Genomic DNA, 26,106 nt, shown 5'->3' with positions numbered 1-26,106 from the left:
TCTCCCTTTGTCCTTTTAGGCAAACATAAAATAAAATACTAAAAATCCTACTACCGAGGATGCATACATTATTTTTATTGATTTTTTTATATGCTCCTCTTCTAATGAATAGATTTCATCTCCAATAGTAGGCTTGTATATTTCTTGTCCAAAATAAGTATTGGTTCCTCCTAATTGAATATTCAGTGCTCCTGCTGTAGCAGCCTCTGGATATCCACAGTTTGGACTTTTGTGATTTTTATGATCTCTTCTTACTATTTTAATTGCACTTTTATAATCATAAAAAAGATAAAAAGAACCTATAATCATAAAAATAGCCGTCAGTCTTGCAGGTATATAATTGAGTAAATCATCAAATTTAGCAGAAGCCCATCCAAAATGAATATATTTCTCGTTTTTATATCCTACCATAGAATCTAGTGTATTGGCTGCTTTATATGCCATCCCTAAAGGCGCTCCTCCTATAAAAATATAAAAAAGAGGGGCAATTACTCCATCAGAAGCATTTTCTGCAACAGTTTCTACTGTTGCTCTTATAATTTCTTTTTCATTTAAATGACTTGTTTCTCTTCCTACAATATAAGATAAATACTTTCTCGCCTCTAGAATATCATTTTTTTCTAGTGCATTTAAAACTTTTCTGCTTTCTTTATCCAAACTTTTAGATGCAAGAATTTGAAAAATTAAAAAACCTTCCACTGCATATCCTAAATAGATATTTATGTATTTTGCCAAAAATACAATAGAAAAAGTAATGCCATAGGTAGCTCCTACAATAACCATCGTTAGAAAGATCCCGAGTCTTTTTTCATCTTCACTATTTTTCACGAATTTCCTTAAAAAAGCTTCTGTTTTAGAAATACATTTCCCAATCAAACATATAGGATGGGGAATAAAATAAGGATCTCCAAACAAAAGATCAGCTACATAACCGATTAGTATATGAATCATTTTTTATCCCCTTGTAAAATTTTATATATTTTATCTAAATCTACATTTTCGCGAACAATCTTTGCAAGCTTTTCATATTCTTTTTCTTTAAACTCTTTAAAGGTTTCCACACTACTTTGTTTCTCATCAAGGCCTTTAGCCTTTCTGATATTATTTAATATTTTTCTTGTAAATCCGATATTATCAAAAACTCCATGGATATAACTTCCCATTACATTTCCTTCTTTATTAATGGCTCCATCTTCTATATTGACTTCTTCACCTAGTCTCTTTATGATTCTATGAAATGGAGTAGCTTCTTTTCCTAGCTTTGTTTGACCCATATGAATTTCATATCCTTCAATATCCATATCCAATACTTCTGAAAATAAGTTTTCTTCCTTAGCAATAACTTTTGCTTTTACTTGCGTTGTAGTTTTTTCTAGTTCAAATATAGTCTCTGTATCTAAAAGTCCTAATCCATTGATTTCTTTTATACTACTTTCTGTTTCATGAGGATCTGATATTTTTCTTCCAAGCATTTGATATCCTCCACAAATGCCTATAATGAGTTTTCCTTTTCTATGAAGTCTTAAAATTTCTTCTTCTAATCCTGTTTCTCTTAAATAAGCCAAATCTTCAATAGTATTTTTAGATCCCGGGATAATTAAAAGATCTGGATCTCCAATTTTCTCGCCTCTCATAATATATCTTAAATGTACATCTTCTTGTGTTTCAAATACATTAAAATCTGTAAAATTTGAAACATGGGGAAGATACAATACACCCACTTCTATTTGTCCACCTTCATTTTTTTTATATCTAAATCTTTCAGCCAAACTATCTTCATCTTCAATTTGCACATTAGAATATGGAACAACTCCTAATACTGGAATATGAATAAGATCTTCAAGCATTTTAATTCCAGGCTTTAATATATTAATATCTCCTCTAAATTTATTGATAATCACTCCCTTTACTCTTTTTCTTTCTTCTTCTGTAAGAAGCATAATGGTTCCATATAAAGAAGCAAATACGCCCCCTCTATCTATATCTCCAATTAATATAACTGGAGAATCAGCAATCTCTGCCATTCCCATATTTACAATATCTTTATCTCTTAAATTGATTTCTGCTGGACTTCCAGCCCCTTCTATAACGACAATATCATTTTCACTTGAAAGCTTATGAAAAGTTTTTTGAACCATTTCTAAAAGTTCAGGCTTAAAGTCATGATATTCAGCAGCAGACATATTTTTATATACTTTCCCATTTAAAATAACCTGACACTTTTTATCTGTTGTAGGTTTTAATAAAACAGGATTCATTAAAACACTAGGCTCTATAGAAGAAGCCTCTGCTTGTACCACCTGAGCTCTTCCCATTTCTAGTCCTTCTTTTGTAATGTAAGAATTAAGTGCCATATTTTGAGATTTAAAAGGTGCTACCTTATATCCATCTTCATAAAAAATTCTACAAAAAGCAGCTGTAAGAAGGCTCTTTCCTACAGAAGATGCTGTTCCTTGAAACATTAAAGATTTATTTTTCATAGGTTGTACAACTCCTATCCTTATAATTCGAACAATTTTTTAAAAAAGATTGTGCAATATTTTTATTGCTATAAAAATGAATATGAGCATATGCTCCTAATGCATTATATTTTTTCACTCCACATCCCCAGCTTTTGATCTTTTTTTCATTTTTTATTTTATCTACAACATAAGCATATTCCATTGTTTCGTTTTCTTCAATCAATGAACGATGAAATTCATGAGCTTTGATATAACTTTTCTCTTTAGAAATACTACACGGTTTATCTATATTTACATGGACATATCCAAATCTTTGAAGCCTTGTTGTCATCTTTGCTATTGTATCAAATACACCCACCATTTCATAAGTTTCTTCCTCTAATGTAGTAATAGCTTTTGTAAGATACATAAGCCCTCCACATTCTGCATAAGTAGGAACTCCATTTTTTATATGCTCTTTTATAGATTCCCTCATTAAAACGTTTTCTGATAATTCTTTTGCAAATACTTCTGGAAACCCCCCGCCTATATACAAACCGTGAATATTCTTAGGAATGGATTGATCTTTTAAAGGACTAAAATAAATGAGATTTGCTCCCATCTCTTTTAAAAGATCTAAATTATCTTCATAATAGAAATTAAATGCTTCATCAAAAGCTACTCCAATATTTACATTCTTCACAATTTTTTCTTCTTCATATGTAAAATCTTCTAAAGCTTCTGCCTCTTGAGCAATTTTGATTAATGCATCTAGATCAATGGTCTCTTCTACCATATCTGCAATAGTATTTATTTTGTCTTTTAGATCTTTTACTTCTACACTAGGAATAAGTCCTAAATGTCTACTTTCAAGGGAAATATTTTGATTTGGCTTTAAATATCCAACGCATTTTATATTTGTATCTCTTTCAATACTTTCTTTTAAAAGCTCATAATGAGCATCCCCTGATATATTATTTAAAATAACTCCTTGAATGTTTACATCCTCATCATATATTTTATATCCTAAAATTTGTGCTGCTGCACTGGTGGAGACACCTTTTCCATTTGCAATCAAAATAACAGGTGATTTTAATATTTTAGATACATGAGCTGTACTTCCCTCGTCTTTACTTGTACCATATCCATCATAAAGTCCCATAACACCTTCTATGATAGAAATTTTTCCTCTTGCATTTTTTATAAATAGTCTTTTGATTGTGTCTTCTTCTAAAAGCCAGCTATCTAAATTTCTTGATTTATTATTTGTGACAAATGTATGAAAAGCTGGATCTATATAATCTGGGCCTACTTTAAATGGAGCTATATTTATCCCTCTTCTTGTAAGAGCCGCCATAATCCCTATAGATACAGTGGTTTTCCCAACTCCACTTTGAGTTCCAGCCAGTACAAATCTAGGTAGGTTCATATTGATCATCCCTTCATAATAAAATACCCTAACCATCAATGGCTAGGGCACGAACATACAATCGTTCTTTTCCCTTCCCGCCGAAGGTACAAAATCCATAAAAACAGGAAAGTCTCCTGACTCGTGAATCACCTTACTTTCGACGCCTTCCTTGGATCATCCAAGTGACATTTTGTCGATTTCATCCTCACTTACAGTAGCGGGGGCTGTATCGGATTTTCACCGAACTTCCTTTTTAAGCCTTTCGGCACCTGTTCTCATTTATTTGTCTTATCTCATGGTATCAAAATATCTTTTTCATTTCAATATTTTTCACATATGTATTTATTTTTATTACTGATTTAAAGCTGTTAGGACTGGAAAATCGTCTACAATTTCTATTTTGGTTATTCTACAATTTTCTATTTTATATCTCCAATAATCTTTTACTCCATTTCCTATTAAATAAGATACAATAGCACGAATACATCCTGCATGAGATACTATTAAAATATTTTGATTTTCATATTCTTTTTGTATTTTTTCGATGACTTTTACCACTCTTTCATACATTTGCATCAAACTTTCTCCTTGTGGAACTTGATACTCTACCCAATCTTTTTGCCACTTTTCAAGCTCTTTTGGGTATTTTTCTTTTATAGTATGATAATCTAATCCTTCCCACAGCCCAAAATTCATTTCTCTTAGATTTTCATCTTGGGTCATTTTTATAGAATGATGCTTATGAATCATATTTGCTGTTTCTATTGTTCTTTTTAAATTACTACTGATAATCATATCGATCTTTTCTTCTCTTAATTTTTCACTCATTTCTTTGGCTTGTAAAATCCCTCTTTCTGTTAAAGAAGAATCTATAAAACCACAATATAATCCTTTATGATTCTCCTCAATTTCTCCATGTCTTATCAAAATTAAATTCATAAAATCACCTTTTCCAAAATTAAAAAATAAAATAAATAAACAATTTCTGCAAGTTCAGATATGGCTCCTAAGGTATCTCCTGTCATTCCACCAATCTTGTCTGTAATATGTTTTACATATCCTATACTGAATAAATACCCTACTAGTACAAAAGGAATCGCCTTTATATAAATCAACCCAATAATTATAGATGAAACAATAGCAATTATAAGATGTTTATTGTTTGTTTTTCCTATAAAAAAGTTTCCCATACCACTTTTTCTTGCATAAGTAGAAAATCTTGCTGCATATACAACACATAATTTTGAAAAAGTAGGCATGACAATAAGTACACCATACACATATGGAACAGGAAGTGAAAAAATGAATGATATTTTCAATAAAAGAGTTAAAAATATAGCCAAAGCAGCATTTGTTCCAAGTCTACTGTCTTTCATAATTTCTAATATTTGATCTTTGGGACGATTGCTATATACTCCATCAAAGGTATCTCCTAATCCATCTAAGTGAAGACCTCCTGTAATAAAAACCTCTCCTGTTACACAAAGCACACTTCCTAATAAAATTCCTCCTAATTTATATCCTATGTAATATAACGATACGATAAACATTCCAATAATAAGCCCTACAAGAGGAAAATAAACAATTCCCTCTGAAAAATCTTCTTCTGTTACTTCTAAATTTACAGAAATGGGTATTCTTGTGAAAAATTGAATCATTAAAATTAGTCTTTTCATAATTTCCTCCTACTTAATCTTCATAGGAATACCAGATACAGTAAAATATACTTCATCTGCTTTTTTCGCTATCATTTGATTCATTCTTCCTGCTATATCTCTAAAAATACGAGACATTCTGTTTTCAGGAACAATACCCATTCCAACTTCATTGGTAACCATGATACACCAAATATTATTTTTTCTAATCTCTTCTATAAGTTTTATCATTTGATCCTGAATATATGTTTCTATTTCATCTATTTTTTCATGACTTATATTTTCCCAATCCTCTTCACATTCAAACATTAAATTTGTTGTCATAATGGTTACACAATCTAAAAGAATGGTTTGATGCTTTAAACCAATCTCTTTTATTATTTTGTATACATCCTTATATCCTTCATAAGTTGTCCACTCACTAGGCCTTGAAGCTTGATGTTTTTTGATTCTATCTTTCATTCCCTCATCAAATGCAATCGCTGTAGCTAAATAAGCTACGAATCCCTGTGAAGTTTTTGCAAGATGTTCTGCATAGCTGCTTTTTCCACTTCTTGCTCCTCCTGTTACAAGGGTAATTTTCCCTGCCATAAAATCACCTCTTACTTTCTTAAATCATCTATTATTTTAAAATTTTAGATTCCCTAGATATTCAAAAAAATATGTCCCCATGAGGGACAAAATGCCTTCTTAACTATATCAAATTTTTTATACACATGCAATTCTAGGATAAATTAATTTTATAAGCTTGTTGCATATATCCTTTTCTTTCTTGAATTTTTTTCTTTCTCCCTAAATGATCTCTGATCACAATCTCTATAGGCTCTTTCTCCATAGGTGTATATTCCATATATAAATGCTTATCTGAGAAACCTTTTATAAGTATCCATATATTTTTCTCATCCGTCTTTTGTACATATATATCTTTGTGGCGCTTTGTTCCATCATATAATAAAATATTATTCCCTCTCTCATAAGTTTTAATCCGAATTTGTCCTTTGCCACTCACTAAAACACTTACATAGTCATCTACTGATGGCATGCTTTCCTTATACGATATATCTTCTTTTATTCCTAGTTTTTCTTGAAGGATAAATTTACATCTTTGTAAAATTTCAGTATGAGTTGCCTCAAAAACATAAGTATCTCCTTCTATTTCACATAAACTATCTAAAAGGACTGTTCCATCCCCTTCCTTTGACTGATATGAACCTACTACTTTTCCATCCTTCCATCTCTCATCTTCATTTTTATATCTTCTATCTATTTGTAATTTTTGATTGGTATTGATACTCTTTCCTCCAATTAAAGTAACTTGTATTTTTCTATTTTTAAGAATACCTTTTTTATCATTTAATTCATCTAAAAATTCATTATGATAATTCATTTCTTTATATGAGATATAATTGGTATTTTGCTTGTTTCCTATATAATAAAGGTAATTTCCATATGTCTTGCTAGGCAAAAGATCCTTTACCCCTTGTAGATGTTTACGAATTACCTCCATAGTATTTTCATTTTTATATTTTTTTTCTAATATCCACAGATATCCTTCTAATAAAGTAGTAAATATACTAGATTTTATATTTCTTTCATATGGGAGCTCTCCTCCTGCCCAAAAATAATAAGCATTTGCAGATCCTCCATTAGGTGTTCCTATAAAAATCAATTGATCTACATCATAACCATACTGATTTCCTTGTACATAAGCTCTTGCTACCAATCCTCCCATACTATGGCAAATTAAGTTTACTTTTTTACTTCTTGTTTGAGCTTTTGCTTGATAAATTGTCTTTTGAAGATATTCCTCTGAAGAAAATCTACAATCTTTTCTCCAATCATAAAAACATATAAATAAATCTTTTTCCTTTTCATAACCCATATTGGTTAATATTTCTATAAACGGCTCATAAACAGAAGCTGCCATTCCAAATCCCCATTCACCAGTTCCAGGAATAATATCTTCTCCCATAGATCCATAAAGACCCGGTACAAATACAATAGGCTTTTTTATTTCTTGTGTTCCCATCCTCATAAGCTCTAACATTCCTACGGTAGCTAAAAGTGGATGCATCCTTCTCCCCCCTTGTATCCTCTCTCTATTTCCACCCCTCTAATACATATATACTACAAATTTGTTCTTTATATTTCTAAAAAAATAAAGTTACTACTTATTTGTAGTAACTTCAGACTGAAGACAAACTATCTTTTAGCAAAGTCATAAAAATTAGAAACAATTATTGAGAATTTGTGAAAATATAGAATAAGTGAGAAAATGCTTAGCATTACACTGTTTGAGCATAGCGAGTTTGTAATGCTATTTTCGAGCGTTTCTTTATATTTTCCAAATTTGAAAATTAGTGACTTTTTTTATGACTTTATCTATAAGCTAGAGTGACTACTTATTGTAGTAACTTTTTTATGCTCCTTCTTCTTTTTGTTGTCTATATGCTTCTTTCGCAATTCTCCACTGTTCTCTTGCTTGTGTATCTAATTTCTTTTTTTGCTTGATAGCTCTATTATTCACTGTTTTATTAAACCAATCAATAGATTCATCATATTTTTGAAGTCTTCTATTGAGTTCACCTAATAAATACAGTAAGGATACTTCATCCATATTTCCTATGGGTAATGGTTCATAAAGAAATGCTTGTTCAAAACAAATTGTTGCATGCTCTATAAAATGTATTTCTCTTGCATTATGAATATACCTATACATCCAAGCTAGCCTAAGACATAGTGTTCCTAGAATCCCATTTTTTTGATTTAACAATTGAGCACAAACTATAGCAAGTTTATAGGTTTCAATAGCTTCATAAATAGTTCTTTCTTCTCCATAACTTCTTTGTACCCAATACTTTGAAATATTTTCTTCAATTGTTTTTCTTCCTGAAGGACTCATTTCTCCAAATACACTCTCTAGTGCACTATATCCACAATTAGGACATACAAATACCCCATAATAAATAGGGTTTACTCCTTTATAATAAACACAAAAGTCTGTGTCTCTTTTATCTATTCGAATGGCTGAGCTTCTTACCTTTTTCGTAGAAAATACATTTTTACACACAGGACAATGTACTTCTTTATCATATAATGGTGGTACTGCCATTCCTTCACCTCTTTATCTTTTGTATCAATAAATAGTTTGATCATGAGAAGGAATATTTGTTTCCTTATGATCTTCCTTTTTCTGAGTCTTTACAGAATTAGATGGAGTTGCTTTTTTAGTTCCTTTTACAACAACCTGAGTTTTAGGCTTATAATAATCATTTGAAATTTGTTTTCTCTCTATTTCTTTCCCATTTTCACATACAATTTTATAGGTACTAACTTTATATCCATCTCTTCCTTTTTGCTCTATTCTTTCTTTTCCTTCTGCAAGTGTAGAATCATATTTGACTTCTATTGGTCTTTTGATCACTTCATTTTCTATAGATTGAATTTCTACTCTCCTTGAATCTGCTTTATGTCCATAAATTCTAAATTTAACCTTATTTCCACCTACATAGCTTTCTATATAAACTGGATTTGCAGTTGAATTTTTAAATTTAAAGTCTAATACTCCATAAGATACGGTTGCATCTCTTCCTTTTGGAACATAAGTAGATGGAATAGTATGTTTTACTCTTTGTACAGTATCTAAATTACTTAAAAGTACTGCATTATATAAAGTACTAGAAGTCTGACAAACGCCACCTCCTAATCCTTCTACAAATTCTCCTTCAAATATCACAGTAGCTCCTTGATATCCTTTTTCTTTACTTCTTGGTCCTACAACATCATTAAAAGAAAAAACTTCTGTAGGCATTAAAACAGTTCCATTGATTGATTTTGCAGATAATCTTATATTTTCACTTCTACTTGCATTAGAAGCATTGAAAGTAGTTTCATACTCTCCTAATACATCTTGGATCGTGCTTAAACTTTCTGCACTTACTTTAGGAGAAATACTTGATACAGATAACTGAATATATATATCTTCTTTAAGTTTCGTATTTTTCAATGATTCCCCTACAAGCTGTTGTGTTTTTTTTACATCTAACTGTAATCCCACCACTTCATTGGTAATATGAAATCTGCCACCACTTCTTGTAATCGTTGCATCTTTTTCCTTTTTATTAATTTCATTTTCAATAGTATCTATAAATTGATTCATTTTTTCATGATCATAAATAGGTTTTAAGCTTATAGAATAAGGATTTTTATACAGGGAAAGAATAGTCTGTAATCTTTCAAAATAACTTCCCTCTCTTCCCACTTGATAAGCCTCTTGGACAGCTTTTGTATAATCATAAGTATATCCAATGTCTTTACTACTTACCTCCCAATTTTTATCTCCATAAGAAAAACAAATTTTGCCATCTATCCCTATAGTATCAAAATGATTTCTTGCTTTCTCTTGAGCTTCCATGATAGAAATTCCACCTACATCTAGATTCTCTATATTTACACCATCATAAATAGTATCTTGATATAGTAAAAAGAATCCAATTGCCGTAATAGACAAAAGAAAACTTAATAATACAATAATAAGACCAGTACCAAGCTTTAACTTCTTTTCTTTGCTCTTTATATTTTCGCTCAAAATAACTCCTCCTTCCTATTCTGCGATAAATATTATATATACTATTGTATTAAATGACTTATATCTGTAGTACAAATAATATAGTTTCCCTTATTACTATACATCATATTTATTTTCTAGCATAGAGGATACTTTTTGATCCATTTTCCATTTTGTGTAACGTTTTTTTTGTACATGCATACTATGTAGTGAACAAAAACCCACAGTTTTTTCCCCCTTTTAAGATGAGGGAATTTTTTCCCTCTCTTTTTTATCTCACAAAAAATTACTAGAGCTATGCTCTAGTTCATTTTTTCCAATATATTTCTATTCTATCTCCATCTTGAATAGAATCTGTATAAGCCGCTCTTTCTCCATTTAACTCCATAATCAGTGTTCCTTGAGCTTTTGTTCTATCAAAATCAAAATAATCAAATATATCTACAAAAATAGGTTCTTTTCCTTTTTTAAGCATTTCTATTTCTTCATTATTTACTGTTATTTTTATTGTATCTTCTTTAATAAGTTTTGCATCGTTAGATATTTTTTCTCCTTTTTCACAAATCACAATCTCATCTTCACTTTTTAGTATAAAATATGGATCTGCCTCTATTCCATTTACATATATATGATATTGTTCTTCCTCTATATTAAATTTCTTTAAAACCTCTAATACATTATGGATCTCTGTAGTAGTGATTTGATCCCCATCTTTTAAAATATAATCTACATCTTTTTTCTCTTCATTGACTAATACATGATTCACCAAATGAATCTCTACATCATTCAATCGTACAACTCCTGTTTTTTCTATAAAATCTTTTAAAGATAACACTCCATCCTGTCCATTTACAGCAGGATGAAAGATAATTTGATCCATATGATAAATTCTTTCATCTAAATTAGACAATTTTCCATTCACATAAATTTGAGCAGCTTCTCCAAAAGTACCTTTGATCAATTTCTTTTCACCATTTATAAATAGATTTAAATTTTTTCCACTTCTTCCAATTAACTGTTTAGCATTCACTCCTGCTTTAATTAAAGCATCCGATACAAAAAGCTCTTTGGTCTGAAACAACTTTACTACATTCTCATTGACACCTACCTTGATAAAATTTTCAGCTTGTTCTTTTGTACTAATCATACAAATTCCTATTGGTGTAATAAACTCTGGTCCTTGTAATTTTTCACATAAAAACTCTACATTTTGTATAATTTCTGTTCCTCTTACTACAACCCTTTCTTCCTTTAATCCTAAATCATCGGCTATATATTGAGTAAGTGTTGGAATTTGGCTTCCTCCTCCTATACAAAATACTGCACTGGGAGCTTTTCCATTATATTCTATAATCTTTTGAGAAATTTCTTTTGCAAGATTTTCTATAGCCAAAGCAATTCTTTTTACAATTTCTTCTGTAGTCATAGTATAAGAAATTCCTACAATATCTTCAAAAGTATGACTTTCATTTTGATTTAAATCTATTTTTAACTTTTCAGCTGTATCAAAATCTAGTAAAAATTCTTTTGCAATAGCTTCTGTAATTTCATCTCCTGCAATAGATGCCATGGCATAAGATACAATTGTACCATCTTGTGTGATGGCAATATCTGATGTCCCTGCCCCAATATCTACTAAAGCTAAATTTAAAAGCCTTACTTTAGGGGGTATAGCCACATGAATCGCTGCAATAGGCTCTAGGGTTAAATAAACTACTTCAAGTCCTATCTTATCCATTACTGCATACAAGCTATCTACAACTACATGAGGAAGAAATGTAGCCAATATATCTGCTTCTATTTTATCTCCTCTATGTCCTTTTAAGGATGTAATCATACTTCCATTTAAATAATAATGGATCACTGTATGTCCTACACAATAATATTTAACATCTTTCATATTTTCGCCATCTAATATTTTTTGAGCTTTCTGAATTCCTTCTATTTCTAGGCTTTGAATAGTAGCTTGATCAATTTCTTTTGTAGAATCAATATCCATACCTACTTGAACTCTATGGGTTTTCAATGCTCTACCTGCTGCTGCAATAGCGACTTCTGTTAACTGAAATCCCAGTCTTTCCTCTAGTTTCTCTTTTACAATGGTAGCTGCCCTAGCTACTTTATCAATATCATGAATTTGTCCATCATACATAGCTCGCTCAGAATATTCCATAATCTCCGTATCTACTATAATAAACTTTTCATCTTGTTTCTTTGCAACAATTCCAGTTATACTCTTTGTTCCAATATCCAATGAAAAAACAGCTTCATAAGGAGCAATTTTTCCCATTATGGATTTTGTCATAATTCGCACCTCTTTCAACTTCAAACCTTCTTTTTACTTAATTTTATTATATTCTTCATAATTTTACAATTTCCTTTTTTCCTTTTTACTCTCATTATCTAAAAAATATCCTTTAGAATACTATTTTCTAAAAGATATTTTACTTATAGATTAAAGTCTATAGTCTTAAAGTACGATTTTTAAAGTTATTAGTTATATAATAATTCAGCTTATTTAAGAGTCGTTTTTTGAATCAGTTTTAGATAAAATCAATCTAATCAGTAGTTGTATAGTTGATCTCATAATTATGATCCTCCATCCTTTTTTCATTTATCCATAATTGTTCTTTCTTTAAAATACGATCATGTATTTTGCTGAGAAAGATCAAGGAAATAACAGCTCCACATAATGCCATAAACATGTCCCACTGTGTATCCCATACATCCCCTTGTGTTCCTAAAAATGCTTCTGCAGCAGTACCTGTTAATTCTGCCACAAACCATTCTATCAATTCATAAATTGCACTAATGGCTAAACAAATAGAAACAATAATAAAATTCAATAACTTTCCTTTCTCTAATGTAGATTTACGCAAAAGTATTTCTCTTGTAATCATAGCAGGTACAAATCCTTGAAAAAAATGACCAAATCTATCATAATAATTTCTACTTAAATCAAAACTATCCTTAAGCCAATTAAATAGTGGCATCTCTGCATAGGTATAGTGACCTCCAATCACCAGAATAACTGCATGTATCCATATTAATCCATACAAAAGAGTAGATAATCTAAACCTTTTAAAAGTAATGAATACCACAATCAGCCCTATTACCGCTGGAGCCACCTCCAAAAACCATGTAAACAAATCCTTAGGATTGATAAAAGACCAAATAAATACCCCCATAAAACTTGTCAGTAAAATAGAAAATATGATTTTATTATTTTTATCCATATAAAAATTCCTCTCGCAAAGATACCATATAAAACCTTTGCTTATATTTTTCACCAAAAGGTTTATATGAATATTTTTATTGTATTATCTTACTTGATCAATATAATATTTAATTTTATCTGTTTTATAATAAGATTTGTAAGTTTCAAATGGAACCTCAACATTATTAATCATTCCAAATGTAACCGCCCTAAACAACAATACAGGAAAACCACTTCCTAAATTCAAGTGTTGTGATACATGTTCTGGAGCAATAACAGCCTCTAAACTTTGGGTTGCTCTAGTAATCTTTAGATGATAAAAATTTTCTAAAATTGCATATAATGAATGATTGGAAAAGTCGAAACATTCTATTTTAGGAAATAATTTATAAGGCAACATGGCTTTTGTAACACAGATAGGATCTTGATCCGCATAATAAATACGTTCTAAAACAAACAGATCCTCTTCACTTTGTATATTAAATATATTTCTTCTTTTTTTATCAGGTTTTTCTATATTGGAATATAAAACTTTCCTGCTAGGTTTCATCCCCTGCTGTTGTATACTTTCTGTATAGCTATGTACTTTTGTAAGACCTTGTTTTAAATGATCTCCTTTCACAAAACTTCCCTTTCCTTGTATTTTGTATATATATCCTTCCTTTTCTAATTCCTCAATAGCCCTTCTGACTGTTATTCTGCTTACTTTATATTCTTCCATAAGCTCTCTTTCTGAAGGAAGAAGCTCATTGACATATATCTCTTCTTTATTTATTTTATTGATAATACTTTCTTTTATTAAATAATACTTGGGTAACATACTTTTCATATCATAATCTCCTTATTGATATTCCTTATGTTAGTATTATACCTACCTATTGTATAACATTTCAAGCTAATAAAATACCTGTTTTATAATATAACAAATTCGTACTCAAATTTATTGACATAAAAACAATCTATTATTATAATATATGTTGTTATCTTCATAATACAACTTGTTATATTTATATTAATTAGATTGAGGTGATCAACGCATGATAGATAAAATAGCAGGCACTCTATACGGCATGGCATTGGGAGATGCTATGGGAATGCCTTCAGAGCTGTGGAGCAGAAGAAAAGTAAAAGCATATTTTGGAAAAATAGATGGCTTTTTAGATGGTCCTAAGGAAAATGAAGTAGCTTGTAATTTTATAAAGGGACAATTTACAGATGATACATCACAAGCTCTCATCTTATTAGATTCACTATTTGCAAATCATTTTAAAATCAATGTTTATGATATAGCCCAAAGAATGCTTAAATGGGCAGAAAAAGAAAATGCCTTTGACAATAACATTTTAGGTCCTACTTCCAAGGAAGCATTACTAAAATTTAAAGAAGGTAAAGACGCAAGTATTATAACTAACAATGCACAAACAAATGGAGCAGCTATGAGAATCGCACCTATAGGCTGTTTATTTGATCCTAAACAAAAAAAAGAACTTGCTGACTATGTATATCATATTTCTAAAATTACTCATAGTAGTGATATCACTATTGCAGGAGCTTCTATGATCGCAATGGCTGTAAGTTCTGCATTTTATAATAATGAATTTAAAGATATCTTACAAGATGTCTTTGAGATAGAAAGTCTTGCCTTACGTTTAGGAAACGAGACCTTCAATCCTCTGTTAAGTTCAAGAATTAAATTGGGAGTACAACTTGCACACAAATATAAAGGAGAAGATGAAAAATTCTTAGAAGAAATATATAACACTATAGGTTCTGGAGTTTTAATGAGTGAATCTGTTCCTACAGCTTTATCTATAGCTTATTATGCTCAAGATCCTGTAAAGTGTAGTCTGCTTTGCGCCAATTTAGGTGGAGATACAGATACTATTGGAGCTATGGCAACAGCTATCTGTGGAGCCTTAAAAGGATATAAAAGTATTGATCAAAAATATATTGATCAAATCAATGTATCTAATGATATAAATTTATTTCATTATATAAATACATTAAACGAAAAAAGAGGTGAGCAACATTAAAACTTTAGTTTTAGGAGCTGCCATAGTAGATATTGTAATGAAAATACCTATCCTCCCCCAAACAGGAGAAGATATTACAAGTAAAGAACAAACCATAATGGTAGGCGGTTGTGCTTATAATGTTTCCAATATATTAAAAAATTTTCATGTGGATCATAGCTTAATTGTCCCTGTAGGCAATGGTCCTTACGGAGATCTTGTAAAAAAAGAACTAAAAAGAAATGATTACAAAATATTTATTGAGGATCATCAAAAGGATAATGGCTATTGTCTATGTTTAGTAGAAGATACTGGTGAAAGAACTTTTATCACACTTCAAGGAATAGAATGTGATTTTCAATCCCAGTGGTTAGAAAATTTAGATACGAGTTTATATCAAAATATTTATATATCTGGATATGAAATAGAGGGCCCAAGCGGTCATGTAATATCTTCTTGGCTATGCAAACAAAATATAAAAAATATATATTTTGCACCTGGACCTAGAATTACATATATTGCCAAACCTGTTCTAAAGAAAATATTTGATTTATCACCTATTATCCATTTAAACGAAAAGGAGATTTTAGATTACACTGGTGAAAAAACAGTTGTAGAAGCTTCTAATAAATTATATGCACAAACAAATAATATTGTATTTGTAACCCTAGGTCCTAACGGAGTAATGTTTTTTAATGGAAAAGATCATAAATTGATAAAAGGAAGATCAGCCAATGTTGTAGATACAATAGGAGCAGGTGATAGTCATATAGGAACTATTATTGCAGCCACTTCTATGGGATATGATTATGAAAATGCTTGTAAAATTGCAAATATGGTCTCTGCTAAAATAGTGGAAACTCAAGGACCCATAATGAAAAAAGAAGAATTTTCTAAGGAGGATTATGTATTGTGATGAATAATAAAAAAAGTATTATAAGTTATTTTGATGACTGGTCGAAATTTGAAATTGTATGGCTAGTATTATCTACTTTAATAATGATTAGTCTAAGTTTTATTTGGAAAGATAGCTTAATTGCTCTTATAAGTGGAGTTACCGGAATTATTGGCGTAGTTCTTTGTGCAAAAGGTAAAATCTCTACATATTTTTTTGCTACAATAAATGTTGCTTTATATGCTTATCTTAGTTATCAAAACAAACTATTTGGAGAAGTCATGCTCAATGCAGTTTATTTCTTGCCTATGAATGCCATTGGCTTTTTTCTTTGGAAAAATAAAGAAAATGAAGATGGTAATGTAATTGCTAAAGAATTAACAAAAAAATCCCTAGCATTATTATTCATTACTTTAATTTTATGTATACTTGGATATTGGAAGATTTTAAGCATGTTAGATGGAAATCTTCAATTAATAGATTCCATTACAACCATTTCATCTGTAATGGCACTTATTCTGCAAGTTTTAAGATATAAAGAACAATGGCTGTTATGGATCATTGTAAATATTGTATCCATCGTAATGTGGACTTTATTATTAAATACTCCACAGGGAAGTATCACAATGATTGTTATGTGGGTAGCTTATTTATTTAACTCTGCATATGGCTATATAAACTGGACAAAACTAAGTCATCAAGAAAACACGAGTCTATAATAAAAAACTTCAGCAAATTGTGTGGATCAATGATAACACATATGCTGAAGTTTTTTGCAACTAAGAACCTATTTTAAGAGTCTTTCTCTCATTTTATCATTTCTTTATAATATAAACATTCCTCACAAAGAGAACATTCCTCACATAAAGGCTTTCTTGCCTTACATACTCTTCTTCCATGATAAATGAGCCAGTGATGTGCATCAGACCATTTCTCTTTTTCTATATTTTTCATAAGCTGCTGTTCTGTTTCCTCTACATTATTACTACTGGCGAGACCTATTCGATTTGACACTCTAAATACATGAGTATCTACTGCAATAGCAGGCTTTGAAAAAGCATTGCTCATGACTACATTTGCTGTTTTTCTTCCTACTCCAGGAAGTTTCATAAGTTCTTCTCTACTTGATGGAACTTCTCCATTATATTCTTCTATTAAAATTCTACAAGTAGCCAATATATTCTTTGATTTTGTTCTATAAAATCCACAGCTTCTAATTTTTTCTCCTAACTCTTCCTCTGTTAATGTAATAAAAGCTTGGGGCGTATTGTATTTTTTATATAATTCTTTTGTCACTTTATTAACACGTACATCTGTACATTGAGCAGACAATATGGTAGAAATCAAAAGTTCAAATGGACTTTGAAATACAAGCTCACAAACAGCTTCTGGATACATTTGATACAATTTATTTAATACAGTATGAATTTCTTTTTTTGTAAGAGATTTTTTTTTCATTCAGCTTTCTTCCTTTCGTTTACAATATTTCCATGTCCCACTTTACAATTTCTACCCGATTATCTCCTTCTATAAACTTTATAATATTATTAATCATTTGATTGGCATGTTTTGTAGTATTCGTTACACAAGCAAATCCAATCAATGCACTTCTCCATTTTTCATTCTCACCTACTTCTGCTACTGATACATTAAATCTTGATTGTATTCTTCCTATCAAGCTTTTTATAATGTGTCTTTTTTCTTTTAAAGAATTCGGTTCATACATCAATAATTCTACACTACAAGCACCTATAATCATGTAACCACCTCTTTTTAAAATACTATCTCTATTATACATGAAAATATAAAATCTTTTATATTGTATACATCCAAATATTTGTATTTTTTCCTTGACTTCTATATTCTATGTATATACAATTAAACGTGAAATATTTTGACCGACTGGTCAGTTTTGGAGGGATAAAATGAACAAAAAAATGATTTTATTAATCTCAGCAATCCTTTGCATCACATTATTTTTCACTGGATGCACAAAAAAAGAAACTGTTGCTGCAAAAGAAGAAAAATTAGTTACTGTAAAAACATCTACTGCACAAAAAAAATCTATTATTCTAAAAACAACTCTATCAGGAAAAATAAAACCTATGGAAGAATCAAGCATTGCTCCAAAAACTCCTGGAAAAGTAACCAAAGTACATATTGAACTTGGTGATCAAGTTCAAAAGGGAGCTGTTTTGTTTGAATTAGATAAAGAAGATGTAATCAATTCTATAAAACAATCTAAAGCTGCATATGAAGTAGCTTTGGCAAATTTAGCTCGTACTCAAGAACAAATGGATATGGCAAAGAAAAATTTTGAGAGAAATAAGAATTTATACGAAGAAGGAGCCATATCTTTGCAGCAATATGAGCAAGCTGAGTTTTCCGCTTCTGATACAAATCTTTTAGTAGTTAAAGCACAGCTCGCTCAAGCAAAGGCTGCTTTAGATTCTGCAAATTCTCGTCTTACAGATTGTACCATTACAGCCCCTATTTCAGGTTTTGTTACTTCTGTAAATATTAATGAAGGAGAGATGGCATCTGTAGGTGCTCCTGCTCTTACTATTGCAAATATTCATACAGTTATGATCGAAACAAATATATCAGAAAATATGATCAACAAAGTTCATCTAGGAGATACAGTAGATGTATTCATAAAATCTGCAAACGAAAAACCTTTTAAAGGAAAAATATCTGCTCTTTCTCCTGCTCCAAATAAAAATGAATTGACCTATCCATTAAAAGTCTCTTTAGAAAATAAAGATACTTTGATTAAAGCAGGGATGTTTGCAGAAATTCATATTGTTTCTGAGAAAAAAGACAATATTATTATCATTCCATCTGATGCAGTTATTACGAAGGAAGGAAATCAAGTAGTATTTGTAGTAAACAAAAATACAGCAAAAGCTAAAGAAGTACATTTAGGATTAGACAACGGAAAAGAAGTAGAAGTTACAAAAGGACTCAAAGAAGGAGATGTAATTGTGACAAAAGGTCAAAACTACTTAGATGATGGCAATAAAGTAAAAATTAAAAAATAGGAGTTGATTATATGAATGTATCAAAAACATCTGTAAACAGACCTGTCACTACTCTAATGTTTATGCTTATTGCTGTATTATTAGGTACCGTATGTCTTACACTACTTCCTATAGATCTATATCCAGAAATGGAAATTCCAGTAGCTATTGTATCTGTAAACTATAGCGGTGCAGCTCCTGAGGAAATTGAAACATTAATTACTAAACCTATTGAACAATCTGTAGCAACTGTTAGTAAACTTAAGAAAATTTCTTCTTATTCTAGAGAAGGAAGTTCTATTGTAGTGGCTGAATTCGAATCTAGTGCAGATATGGATATGGCCTCCCTTGAGATGAGAGAAAAAGTTGATTTAGTAAAAAAAATGCTCCCTGATGATGCATCTACTCCAATGGTATTAAAAATAGACCCAAATGCTCAGCCTATTATACAATTAGGTGTTTCTTCTAATTTAGAAGAAGGCAAGCTTCAATCTCTTGTAGAAGATGAAATTGTATCTAGGTTTGAAAGAATTGACGGTGTAGCCTCTGTAGATACTTATGGAGGAAATGAGAAAGAAGTAAAAATTAAAATTGATCAAGATAAATTATCTGGCTATGGACTTTCATTGTCTCAAATTCAAAATGTATTAAGATCTGAAAATATGAATCTCCCAGGAGGAAAAGTTCATACAGGTTCTAAAGAGCTTTTGGCTAGAACCACAGGAGAATTTAAATCTGTAGAAGATATTGAAAATGTTCCTATTGTTCTTAAAAGTGGGGAAATCATCAAGCTTTCAGATGTTTCTACGATTACTTTAGATTACAAGGACAAAGAAAGTTTAATTCGCGTGAATAATAAAAATGCAATCGGTATTGCTATCAAAAAACAATCTGTAGCAAATACTGTTAAAGTTGCTCAAAAAGTATTACAAGAAATAGCTGTTGTAGAAAATGACTACCCTCAAATTAATATTACAGTAGGAGTAGATCAATCAGAATTTATTAATAAATCTATTCGTAATGTTACTGAAAATGCTGTTATAGGAGGACTTTTAGCCGTTGTAATTCTATACCTTTTCCTACGAAATCTACGTTCTACTTTTATTGTCGGTATCGCTATTCCTATATCTATCGTTGCAACCTTTGCTCTTATGTACTTTGGAGGCTTAACCATCAATCTTATTTCTTTAGGAGGATTGGCATTAGGTATAGGAATGCTTGTAGACAACTCTATTGTTGTTTTAGAAAATATTTATCGTCTTAGAGAAGAAGGTACATCTATCAAAGAAGCTGCAATCTATGGAGCCAAAGAAGTAGGTATGGCAGTATTTGCTTCTACAATGACTACTATTGCCGTATTTTTACCTATTGTATTTGTACAAGGATTCACTGCTATTGTATTTAAACAATTGTCCTTTACAGTTACATTTTCATTAATTGCATCTTTACTTATATCTTTAACCATTGTACCTATGCTTTCTTCCAAAATTCTAAAAGTAGGAGAAGTAAAATCGAGAAAACATTCGGGTTTATCTATCGGAAAATTATTAGATCTATTTTCTCTTTTTATTGATAAATTAGGAGATATTTATGGAAAAATATTAAATTTTTCATTACACCATAGAAAAACAACTATTTTCATAGGTCTTTTTATATTTGTTGCGTCTTCTGCTTTAGTTGGCCTCATTGGAGCTGAGTTTTTTCCAAAAGAAGATGAAGGTATGTTTACTGTAAATATTGAAGTTCCATTTGGAACAAGTCTTGAAGATACCAACCATATTGTTGCACAGGTAGAAAACATTGTAAAAGCAATCCCAGAAAAAGAAAAAGTGTTTACGATGGTTTCTTCTAGTGAAGGCTTTTCAACTTCAGCTTCTAATAGCTCAACAGTTATTGGGGCCCTAAAAAAACAAGAAGAACGAAAAAGATCTACAGAAGAAATTGTCAATGAAGTAAGAAAGAAAGTTGAAATGATTCCTGGAGCAGATATTAAAGTAAGTGAATCTTCTTCTATGGGAGGAGGCGGTCCTCAAAGTTCTGCTATACAAATTGAAATCAAAGGAGATGATATAGATCTTTTAAAATCTATTGGTTCAGACTTTGAACAATTTGTAAAATCTGTACCTGGTACAGCAGATGTATCTTCAGATACAGAGGAAGGTGAACCAGAAGCACGAATTATTTTAAATAGAGATGTAGCTTCCTTTTACGGAATTACAACCTCTGACTTGGCAAATATTTTAAAAAGCTCAATAGATGGATCAAAAGCTACTACTTTTAAATTCGATGGAGATGAAATCGATGTAAATGTTTCTTTACAAGATCATGTAAAGTCATCTATTGAAAACATGAAACAAATTTTGGTTAAAACTCCTACAGGTATGGTAGTTCCCATCGGTCAGATTGCAACCATCGAATATGGGAACTCTCCTACTCAAATTAAAAGAATTGATCAAGTAAGAACAGTTACTATTTCTTCGGACTTACATGGAAGAGATTTGAAATCTGTAACAGATGATATCAAAAGAAAGCTTGATGATTATAATCTTCCATCAGGATATAGATATAATTTTACAGGACAACAACAAGATATGATAGAAGCCTTTTCAAGCCTTGTAAAAGCGTTAATTCTTTCGATTATTCTTGTATATATGATATTAGCCTCACAATTTGAATCTTTATTGCATCCTTTTACAGTTATGCTTTCTGTTCCATTTGCTTTATCTGGAGGATTTATAGGCCTTTTCTTAACACATAGAGCTTTATCTGTTCCAGCTTTTATAGGTATTATTATGCTGGCTGGAATTGTTGTAAACAATGCCATTGTTTTAGTAGATTATATCAATCAATTAAGACAAACCGGAGTAGCTAGGACAGAAGCTATTCAAAAGGCTGCTTCTACAAGATTTAGACCTATTTTAATGACAACACTTACAACGGTACTTGGATTACTTCCTTTGGCTTTAGGAATAGGAGAAGGTGCTTCTACTCAAGCACCAATGGCTACAGTCGTAGTAGGAGGTCTTAGTTTGTCTACAGTTCTTACTTTATCTTTTATTCCTGTTGTATATACTATCTTTGATGATTTATCATCCAAGATAAAATCCAAATTTAAAAGAAAAAAAGAACCTATTAAAGAAATCCATTAGTATTATAAAGTTGGAGGTTATTATGTCTAATTTGAATAAAAAACAAATAATGATTATTCAATCAGCCATGAAAGTATTCTGTAAAGACGGTTTTCATAAAGCCAAAGTAAGTACCATTGCTTCGGAAGCAGGTATTGGTAAAGGTACAATTTATGAATATTTTAAAAATAAACAAGATTTATTTTTAAAAATGATTCAATATTATACAGATGTGTATTTTCGTAACCTTGTAACATCTATGAAAAACGAAGAATCTGTTATTGAAAAATTAAGAATATATATTGTATTAGAAGAAGAATGTATGAAAAAATTTGGAGATCTGGCACATATATTTATACATGAATCCCAATATATTGGTGTAGAGATAACAAAAATAATGCAAAGACAAAGAGAAGCAACCGTCCAATTTATTGCCACAATCATCGAGGAAGGTATTCATAAAAATCTTTTTAGAAATATAGATCCATATCTTTCTTCATTGATCTTTATAGGAAGTGTTCATCAAATTTTGGTTAGTAAATTTTGTATGAAAGATAATTTTGCAAAACAAATAGAGCTTACTAATTTATATGATGCTCTTTTAAATGGCATCAAAAATCCTAGTGTTGATCTATCCATCTCTCTTGAAAACAAAAAGAAGATAGAAACTAAGTAAAGTTTCTACCTTCTTTTTATTCTCTTTTCTTTATGATTTTTATTTTCTATATTGCTTCTAAATTTATTTAATTTTTCTCTACATCTTTTACAAATTTCATTAAAGGATATTCCTGTTAGAATTTCTATCCCTTCCTCAATATTAGAAATAGGATAAATATGAAACTTTCCTTCTTTCACTGCATCAATTACTTCATCAAATAAGACAAGATCATCGATATTTTGATATGGAATCATTACACCCTGTTTTCCTGTTAAGCCAAAATGCTTACATAATGAAAAAAAGCCCTCTATCTTTTCACTTACTCCTCCTACAGGTTGTATTTCACCTTTTTGATTTACAGATCCTGTTACTGCAATTTCTTGAAAAATAGGAACATCACTTAAACTAGATAAAATTCCATAAAGTTCTGTACTAGAAGCACTATCTCCATCTATTCCACTATAGCTTTGTTCAAAGCAAATTTTAGCAGTTACACTTAAAGGATACTCTTGAGCGAACTTTTCACTTAAATAGCCTTCTAAAATCATGACACCCTTATCATGAATACTTCCACTCATTTTGACTTCTCTTTCAATATTAATGATGCCTTTTCCTCCACAGAAAGTGGTAACAGTGATAGCCGTAGGCTTTCCACACATCAAGTCTCCAAGATCAAGAACTGATAAACCATATATTCTGCCTACTTCTTTTCCTTTTAAATTAAATAAAATTTTTCCTGTATGATACATTTCTTCAATTTTATCTTCTATTTTATTATTTCTATATATTTTTTCCAAATATGCCTTTTTTATATGATCTCTTGTAATCAACAAACTTTTGTCTAGTTCTGCCCAAACATCTGCTTCAATCAATAATTCCACAATTTTATTAAATCTTGTAGTAAATTTTTTCTGGCTTCCAGCTATTTTATGGCTATATTCTAATATTTTTGCTACTCCACTAGGATCTAAATGCCTTATATTTTCTTTTGTACAAAAAAATTTACAAAATCTTGCCATTTTTTTTGCACGGCTCATGGTAGCATCCATGACAGAATCAAAATCTACCTTTATTTTAAATAGTTTTTCAAAATCCTCATCATAAGCATATAAAAGACTATACAGGTATGGATTTCCTACTAATATTACTTTCATAGAAATAGGAATAGCTTCTGGTTTTAAAGAAACAATATCTACAACACCCAGTTGGGTTCTTAAACTTTCTATCTTAATTGTCCCTGTTCGCATAATTCTTTTTAAAGTATCCCAAGATTTTACATTCATTAAAATTTCACTAGCTTGCAAAATCAAGTATCCTCCATTAGCCTTATGAATAGCTCCTGGTCGAATCATAGTAAAATCAGTTTTTAAAGATCCTTGTTCATTTTCATATTCAACCTTACCTATAAGATTATTATAAGTAGGATTGTATTCAATCACTACAGGAGCTCCTTCATTTTCACTATTATCAATAAAAATATTTACTTTATATCTCTTTAAAAAATTCTCTTCTTTCTCTTCTCTTTCACTTTCTGATAAATCAAAATCATATATATTTTCTATCATATCCTCTTGTACATCTTGTAAATAGTTTATAATTTTTTTATATTCCTTATATTTATTGAATAATACATCCATATAAGGTTTTATAATTTCTTTAGCTACTATTTGATCAAGCTTTAAAATTTCATCCTTTGTAATACTTTCTATTCCTTTTATTTTTTTCAAAAATTCTAAAGCTTTCTTTTCAACATCTTGTGCTTTTTTTTCTATTTTTTTTCTTTCTTCTTCATCTAATTTTTCATACGCCTCATCACTCATTGCTTCTCCATCTTGAGTAGGTGTTAGGGCAAATCCTTTAGTTGTGCTTTTAATAGTAAATCCATTTTCTAAACAATATTTGGATAACTCATCTAAAAGAAGCTCCCGACTTTGCTTGTATTCTTTTATAATTTCTGCTTTTTCTAATTCATATTCTTCATCAGAAAAAGCCTTTGGAACTTCTTCTAGAAGCTCTTTTACTAATTGATCCATATCTTCTGAAAATATTCTTCCCATTCCAGCAGACATATGAATGGAAATAGGACTATTAGGATCATAGAAATTATATACATAACACCAATCATCTGGAATATCCTCTTTTTGAGCTTTTTCTCTCACTATTTTTTGAATATAGCTTTTTTTCCCTGTTCCCTTCAGTCCAGTAACAAATATATTATATTTTGTATTTTTTACACGAAGTCCAAACTCCATTGATTTTTCAGCTCTATTTTGTCCTATAATTCCATCTAATGCATCTAATTCTTCTGTAGAATAAAAAGAAAAATCCTCGGGGTTATAACTTTTTTTTAATTGTAAATAAGAAAGTTCTTTCCTCTGATTCATAAACTTCCCCCTTTATCATGATCCATACCTTTAGTATAGTTTATTCATAATATATTCATATTTTCCTTGATTTTTATAATTTTTCCTTTTACTTATCTTTATGCATATTTTTTAGAAAAGTTCATGGATTCTTTATTTGTAAATAAAAAAGAAGACTAATTTGTCTTCTCAGTATTTGAAAAAGTTTGTATAGCATCCATAGGCCATATTCTTATATTTGCTTTTCCTTTTATATTTTTTTTAGGAACAAATCCAAAACATCTACTATCATTGCTGTCATTTCTATTGTCTCCCATAACAAATACCATACCTTTTGGTACCTGCCCTTTTGTCACTTCATAAAACCTTTCTTCATAGTTTTCGTGCTGAATGTAGGATTCCTCTATTTCTTTTCCATTAATGTATAATTTTCCTTCTTGAATTGAAAATTCATCTCCTTCTACTGCAATGACCCTTTTAATAAAAAGCTCATCTTTTCTTTCATCAATAGGAGGATTAAAAATTACAATATCTCCATGATGAGGATTTTCCAAAAAATATGCTATTTTATTCACAAAAAGTTTATCATGATTGTGAAGGGTGGGTTGCATAGACATACCTTGTACAATCGTTAATCCAAATATAAATTTTTCAATTACAACAAAAATAGTAAGTCCTACAAAAATATATTTAATCCACTTCAATAATCTATCCATAAAATGATCACATCCTTATGTAT

At 30.2% G+C, this 26,106-nt stretch carries 22 protein-coding genes and 1 riboswitch; of the genes, 6 read left to right on the top strand and 16 right to left on the bottom strand.

What is annotated here, in order from left to right; all coding sequences use genetic code 11:
• Positions 1-15: 15 nt before the first annotated feature.
• The 12 genes from cbiB to BN2409_RS10675 all read right to left on the bottom strand — a co-directional run bounded on the left by cbiB (position 16) and on the right by BN2409_RS10675 (position 14,120).
• On the bottom strand, positions 16-951 hold the full coding sequence (gene cbiB / locus BN2409_RS10730) for an adenosylcobinamide-phosphate synthase CbiB (RefSeq protein WP_053956632.1): 936 nt from the start codon (positions 949-951) through the stop codon (positions 16-18).
• Positions 948-2,480: a cobyric acid synthase gene (locus tag BN2409_RS10725; protein ID WP_053956631.1), complete on the bottom strand. Its 1,533-nt coding sequence runs from the start codon at positions 2,478-2,480 to the stop codon at positions 948-950. The genes cbiB and BN2409_RS10725 overlap by 4 nt, the downstream gene beginning before the upstream one ends.
• Complete coding sequence (locus BN2409_RS10720; RefSeq protein WP_053956630.1) at positions 2,470-3,870, bottom strand: cobyrinic acid a,c-diamide synthase CobB; 1,401 nt, start codon at positions 3,868-3,870, stop codon at positions 2,470-2,472. The genes BN2409_RS10725 and BN2409_RS10720 overlap by 11 nt, the downstream gene beginning before the upstream one ends.
• 89 nt (positions 3,871-3,959) lie before the next feature.
• A riboswitch (cobalamin riboswitch) is annotated at positions 3,960-4,140 on the bottom strand.
• Positions 4,141-4,203: 63 nt separating this feature from the next.
• Positions 4,204-4,791 (bottom strand): alpha-ribazole phosphatase, encoded by a 588-nt coding sequence (gene cobC / locus BN2409_RS10715; protein WP_053956629.1) that lies wholly within the window; start codon positions 4,789-4,791, stop codon positions 4,204-4,206.
• Positions 4,788-5,528 carry an adenosylcobinamide-GDP ribazoletransferase gene (gene cobS / locus BN2409_RS10710; protein WP_053956628.1) on the bottom strand — a complete coding sequence of 247 codons (741 nt, stop codon included), beginning with the start codon at positions 5,526-5,528 and terminating at the stop codon, positions 4,788-4,790. The genes cobC and cobS overlap by 4 nt, the downstream gene beginning before the upstream one ends.
• 9 nt (positions 5,529-5,537) lie before the next feature.
• Positions 5,538-6,098, bottom strand: coding sequence for a bifunctional adenosylcobinamide kinase/adenosylcobinamide-phosphate guanylyltransferase (cobU, locus tag BN2409_RS10705; protein ID WP_053956627.1), 561 nt, complete (start codon positions 6,096-6,098; stop codon positions 5,538-5,540).
• Positions 6,099-6,231: 133 nt separating this feature from the next.
• A complete protein-coding gene (locus tag BN2409_RS10700; RefSeq protein ID WP_053956626.1) occupies positions 6,232-7,581 on the bottom strand; it encodes an esterase/lipase family protein in 1,350 nt (449 codons plus the stop codon).
• 345 nt (positions 7,582-7,926) lie between these two features.
• Complete coding sequence (locus tag BN2409_RS10695; RefSeq protein WP_053956625.1) at positions 7,927-8,619, bottom strand: DUF2225 domain-containing protein; 693 nt, start codon at positions 8,617-8,619, stop codon at positions 7,927-7,929.
• A 24-nt stretch (positions 8,620-8,643) separates the two neighbouring features.
• A complete protein-coding gene (locus BN2409_RS10690) occupies positions 8,644-10,095 on the bottom strand; it encodes a VanW family protein (RefSeq protein ID WP_053956624.1) in 1,452 nt (483 codons plus the stop codon).
• A 286-nt stretch (positions 10,096-10,381) separates the two neighbouring features.
• Entirely contained in the window at positions 10,382-12,379 is a 1,998-nt protein-coding gene (locus BN2409_RS10685) for a cell division protein FtsA (protein ID WP_053956623.1), read from the bottom strand.
• Positions 12,380-12,632: 253 nt separating this feature from the next.
• Positions 12,633-13,310: a DUF2238 domain-containing protein gene (locus BN2409_RS10680; protein WP_053956622.1), complete on the bottom strand. Its 678-nt coding sequence runs from the start codon at positions 13,308-13,310 to the stop codon at positions 12,633-12,635.
• Positions 13,311-13,394: 84 nt separating this feature from the next.
• Positions 13,395-14,120: a GntR family transcriptional regulator gene (locus BN2409_RS10675; protein WP_053956621.1), complete on the bottom strand. Its 726-nt coding sequence runs from the start codon at positions 14,118-14,120 to the stop codon at positions 13,395-13,397.
• A 208-nt stretch (positions 14,121-14,328) separates the two neighbouring features.
• Here BN2409_RS10675 and BN2409_RS10670 point away from each other — a divergent pair, with 208 nt between their 5' ends.
• The 3 genes from BN2409_RS10670 to pnuC are packed head-to-tail and all read left to right on the top strand — an operon-like array spanning position 14,329 to position 16,917.
• Positions 14,329-15,324 carry an ADP-ribosylglycohydrolase family protein gene (locus tag BN2409_RS10670; protein WP_053956620.1) on the top strand — a complete coding sequence of 332 codons (996 nt, stop codon included), beginning with the start codon at positions 14,329-14,331 and terminating at the stop codon, positions 15,322-15,324.
• Positions 15,311-16,219, top strand: a complete 909-nt coding sequence (locus BN2409_RS10665) for a PfkB family carbohydrate kinase (protein WP_242847951.1) — start codon at positions 15,311-15,313, stop codon at positions 16,217-16,219. Before BN2409_RS10670 ends, BN2409_RS10665 begins: the two co-directional genes overlap by 14 nt.
• Positions 16,219-16,917 carry a nicotinamide riboside transporter PnuC gene (pnuC, locus tag BN2409_RS10660; protein ID WP_053956619.1) on the top strand — a complete coding sequence of 233 codons (699 nt, stop codon included), beginning with the start codon at positions 16,219-16,221 and terminating at the stop codon, positions 16,915-16,917. Before BN2409_RS10665 ends, pnuC begins: the two co-directional genes overlap by 1 nt.
• Positions 16,918-17,005: 88 nt before the next feature.
• On the opposite strand, the gene nth is transcribed toward pnuC, so the two are convergent.
• The gene (gene nth / locus BN2409_RS10655; protein WP_053956618.1) at positions 17,006-17,656 is read right to left on the bottom strand and encodes an endonuclease III; all 651 of its coding nucleotides are present in this window, start codon (positions 17,654-17,656) and stop codon (positions 17,006-17,008) included.
• A gap of 19 nt (positions 17,657-17,675) precedes the next feature.
• Positions 17,676-17,996 carry a DUF503 domain-containing protein gene (locus BN2409_RS10650; protein WP_242847950.1) on the bottom strand — a complete coding sequence of 107 codons (321 nt, stop codon included), beginning with the start codon at positions 17,994-17,996 and terminating at the stop codon, positions 17,676-17,678.
• Positions 17,997-18,123: 127 nt separating this feature from the next.
• Between BN2409_RS10650 and BN2409_RS10645 the strand changes: the two genes are divergently transcribed.
• The 3 genes from BN2409_RS10645 to BN2409_RS10635 are packed head-to-tail and all read left to right on the top strand — an operon-like array spanning position 18,124 to position 23,022.
• Entirely contained in the window at positions 18,124-19,239 is a 1,116-nt protein-coding gene (locus tag BN2409_RS10645) for an efflux RND transporter periplasmic adaptor subunit (RefSeq protein WP_053956616.1), read from the top strand.
• Between the two features lie 11 nt (positions 19,240-19,250).
• Complete coding sequence (locus tag BN2409_RS10640; protein WP_053956615.1) at positions 19,251-22,367, top strand: efflux RND transporter permease subunit; 3,117 nt, start codon at positions 19,251-19,253, stop codon at positions 22,365-22,367.
• Positions 22,368-22,389: 22 nt separating this feature from the next.
• Entirely contained in the window at positions 22,390-23,022 is a 633-nt protein-coding gene (locus BN2409_RS10635) for a TetR/AcrR family transcriptional regulator (RefSeq protein ID WP_053956614.1), read from the top strand.
• A gap of 5 nt (positions 23,023-23,027) precedes the next feature.
• On the opposite strand, the gene BN2409_RS10630 is transcribed toward BN2409_RS10635, so the two are convergent.
• Both BN2409_RS10630 and lepB read right to left on the bottom strand, forming a co-directional pair.
• Positions 23,028-25,388: a Lon protease family protein gene (locus BN2409_RS10630; RefSeq protein ID WP_053956613.1), complete on the bottom strand. Its 2,361-nt coding sequence runs from the start codon at positions 25,386-25,388 to the stop codon at positions 23,028-23,030.
• A gap of 155 nt (positions 25,389-25,543) precedes the next feature.
• Entirely contained in the window at positions 25,544-26,083 is a 540-nt protein-coding gene (lepB, locus tag BN2409_RS10625; protein ID WP_053956612.1) for a signal peptidase I, read from the bottom strand.
• Positions 26,084-26,106 lie beyond the last annotated feature (23 nt).

It is taken from the genome of Inediibacterium massiliense (assembly GCF_001282725.1).
Taxonomy (GTDB): domain Bacteria; phylum Bacillota; class Clostridia; order Peptostreptococcales; family Thermotaleaceae; genus Anaerophilus; species Anaerophilus massiliensis.
Note: the sequence above shows the minus strand (reverse complement) of the source record. Positions and strands in the feature narration are given on the sequence as shown.

Excerpts from the sequence above, each read along its gene's own strand:
- cbiB (WP_053956632.1), bottom strand. The coding sequence starts at position 951 with ATGATTCATATACTAATCGGTTATGTAGCTGATCTTTTGTTTGGAGAT.
- BN2409_RS10725 (WP_053956631.1), bottom strand. The coding sequence starts at position 2,480 with ATGAAAAATAAATCTTTAATGTTTCAAGGAACAGCATCTTCTGTAGGA.
- BN2409_RS10720 (WP_053956630.1), bottom strand. The coding sequence starts at position 3,870 with ATGAACCTACCTAGATTTGTACTGGCTGGAACTCAAAGTGGAGTTGGG.
- cobC (WP_053956629.1), bottom strand. The coding sequence starts at position 4,791 with ATGAATTTAATTTTGATAAGACATGGAGAAATTGAGGAGAATCATAAA.
- cobS (WP_053956628.1), bottom strand. The coding sequence starts at position 5,528 with ATGAAAAGACTAATTTTAATGATTCAATTTTTCACAAGAATACCCATT.
- cobU (WP_053956627.1), bottom strand. The coding sequence starts at position 6,098 with ATGGCAGGGAAAATTACCCTTGTAACAGGAGGAGCAAGAAGTGGAAAA.
- BN2409_RS10700 (WP_053956626.1), bottom strand. The coding sequence starts at position 7,581 with ATGCATCCACTTTTAGCTACCGTAGGAATGTTAGAGCTTATGAGGATG.
- BN2409_RS10695 (WP_053956625.1), bottom strand. The coding sequence starts at position 8,619 with ATGGCAGTACCACCATTATATGATAAAGAAGTACATTGTCCTGTGTGT.
- BN2409_RS10685 (WP_053956623.1), bottom strand. The coding sequence starts at position 12,379 with ATGACAAAATCCATAATGGGAAAAATTGCTCCTTATGAAGCTGTTTTT.
- BN2409_RS10680 (WP_053956622.1), bottom strand. The coding sequence starts at position 13,310 with ATGGATAAAAATAATAAAATCATATTTTCTATTTTACTGACAAGTTTT.
- BN2409_RS10675 (WP_053956621.1), bottom strand. The coding sequence starts at position 14,120 with ATGAAAAGTATGTTACCCAAGTATTATTTAATAAAAGAAAGTATTATC.
- BN2409_RS10670 (WP_053956620.1), top strand. The coding sequence starts at position 14,329 with ATGATAGATAAAATAGCAGGCACTCTATACGGCATGGCATTGGGAGAT.
- pnuC (WP_053956619.1), top strand. The coding sequence starts at position 16,219 with ATGAATAATAAAAAAAGTATTATAAGTTATTTTGATGACTGGTCGAAA.
- nth (WP_053956618.1), bottom strand. The coding sequence starts at position 17,656 with ATGAAAAAAAAATCTCTTACAAAAAAAGAAATTCATACTGTATTAAAT.
- BN2409_RS10650 (WP_242847950.1), bottom strand. The coding sequence starts at position 17,996 with ATGTATAATAGAGATAGTATTTTAAAAAGAGGTGGTTACATGATTATA.
- BN2409_RS10645 (WP_053956616.1), top strand. The coding sequence starts at position 18,124 with ATGAACAAAAAAATGATTTTATTAATCTCAGCAATCCTTTGCATCACA.
- BN2409_RS10640 (WP_053956615.1), top strand. The coding sequence starts at position 19,251 with ATGAATGTATCAAAAACATCTGTAAACAGACCTGTCACTACTCTAATG.
- BN2409_RS10635 (WP_053956614.1), top strand. The coding sequence starts at position 22,390 with ATGTCTAATTTGAATAAAAAACAAATAATGATTATTCAATCAGCCATG.
- BN2409_RS10630 (WP_053956613.1), bottom strand. The coding sequence starts at position 25,388 with ATGAATCAGAGGAAAGAACTTTCTTATTTACAATTAAAAAAAAGTTAT.
- lepB (WP_053956612.1), bottom strand. The coding sequence starts at position 26,083 with ATGGATAGATTATTGAAGTGGATTAAATATATTTTTGTAGGACTTACT.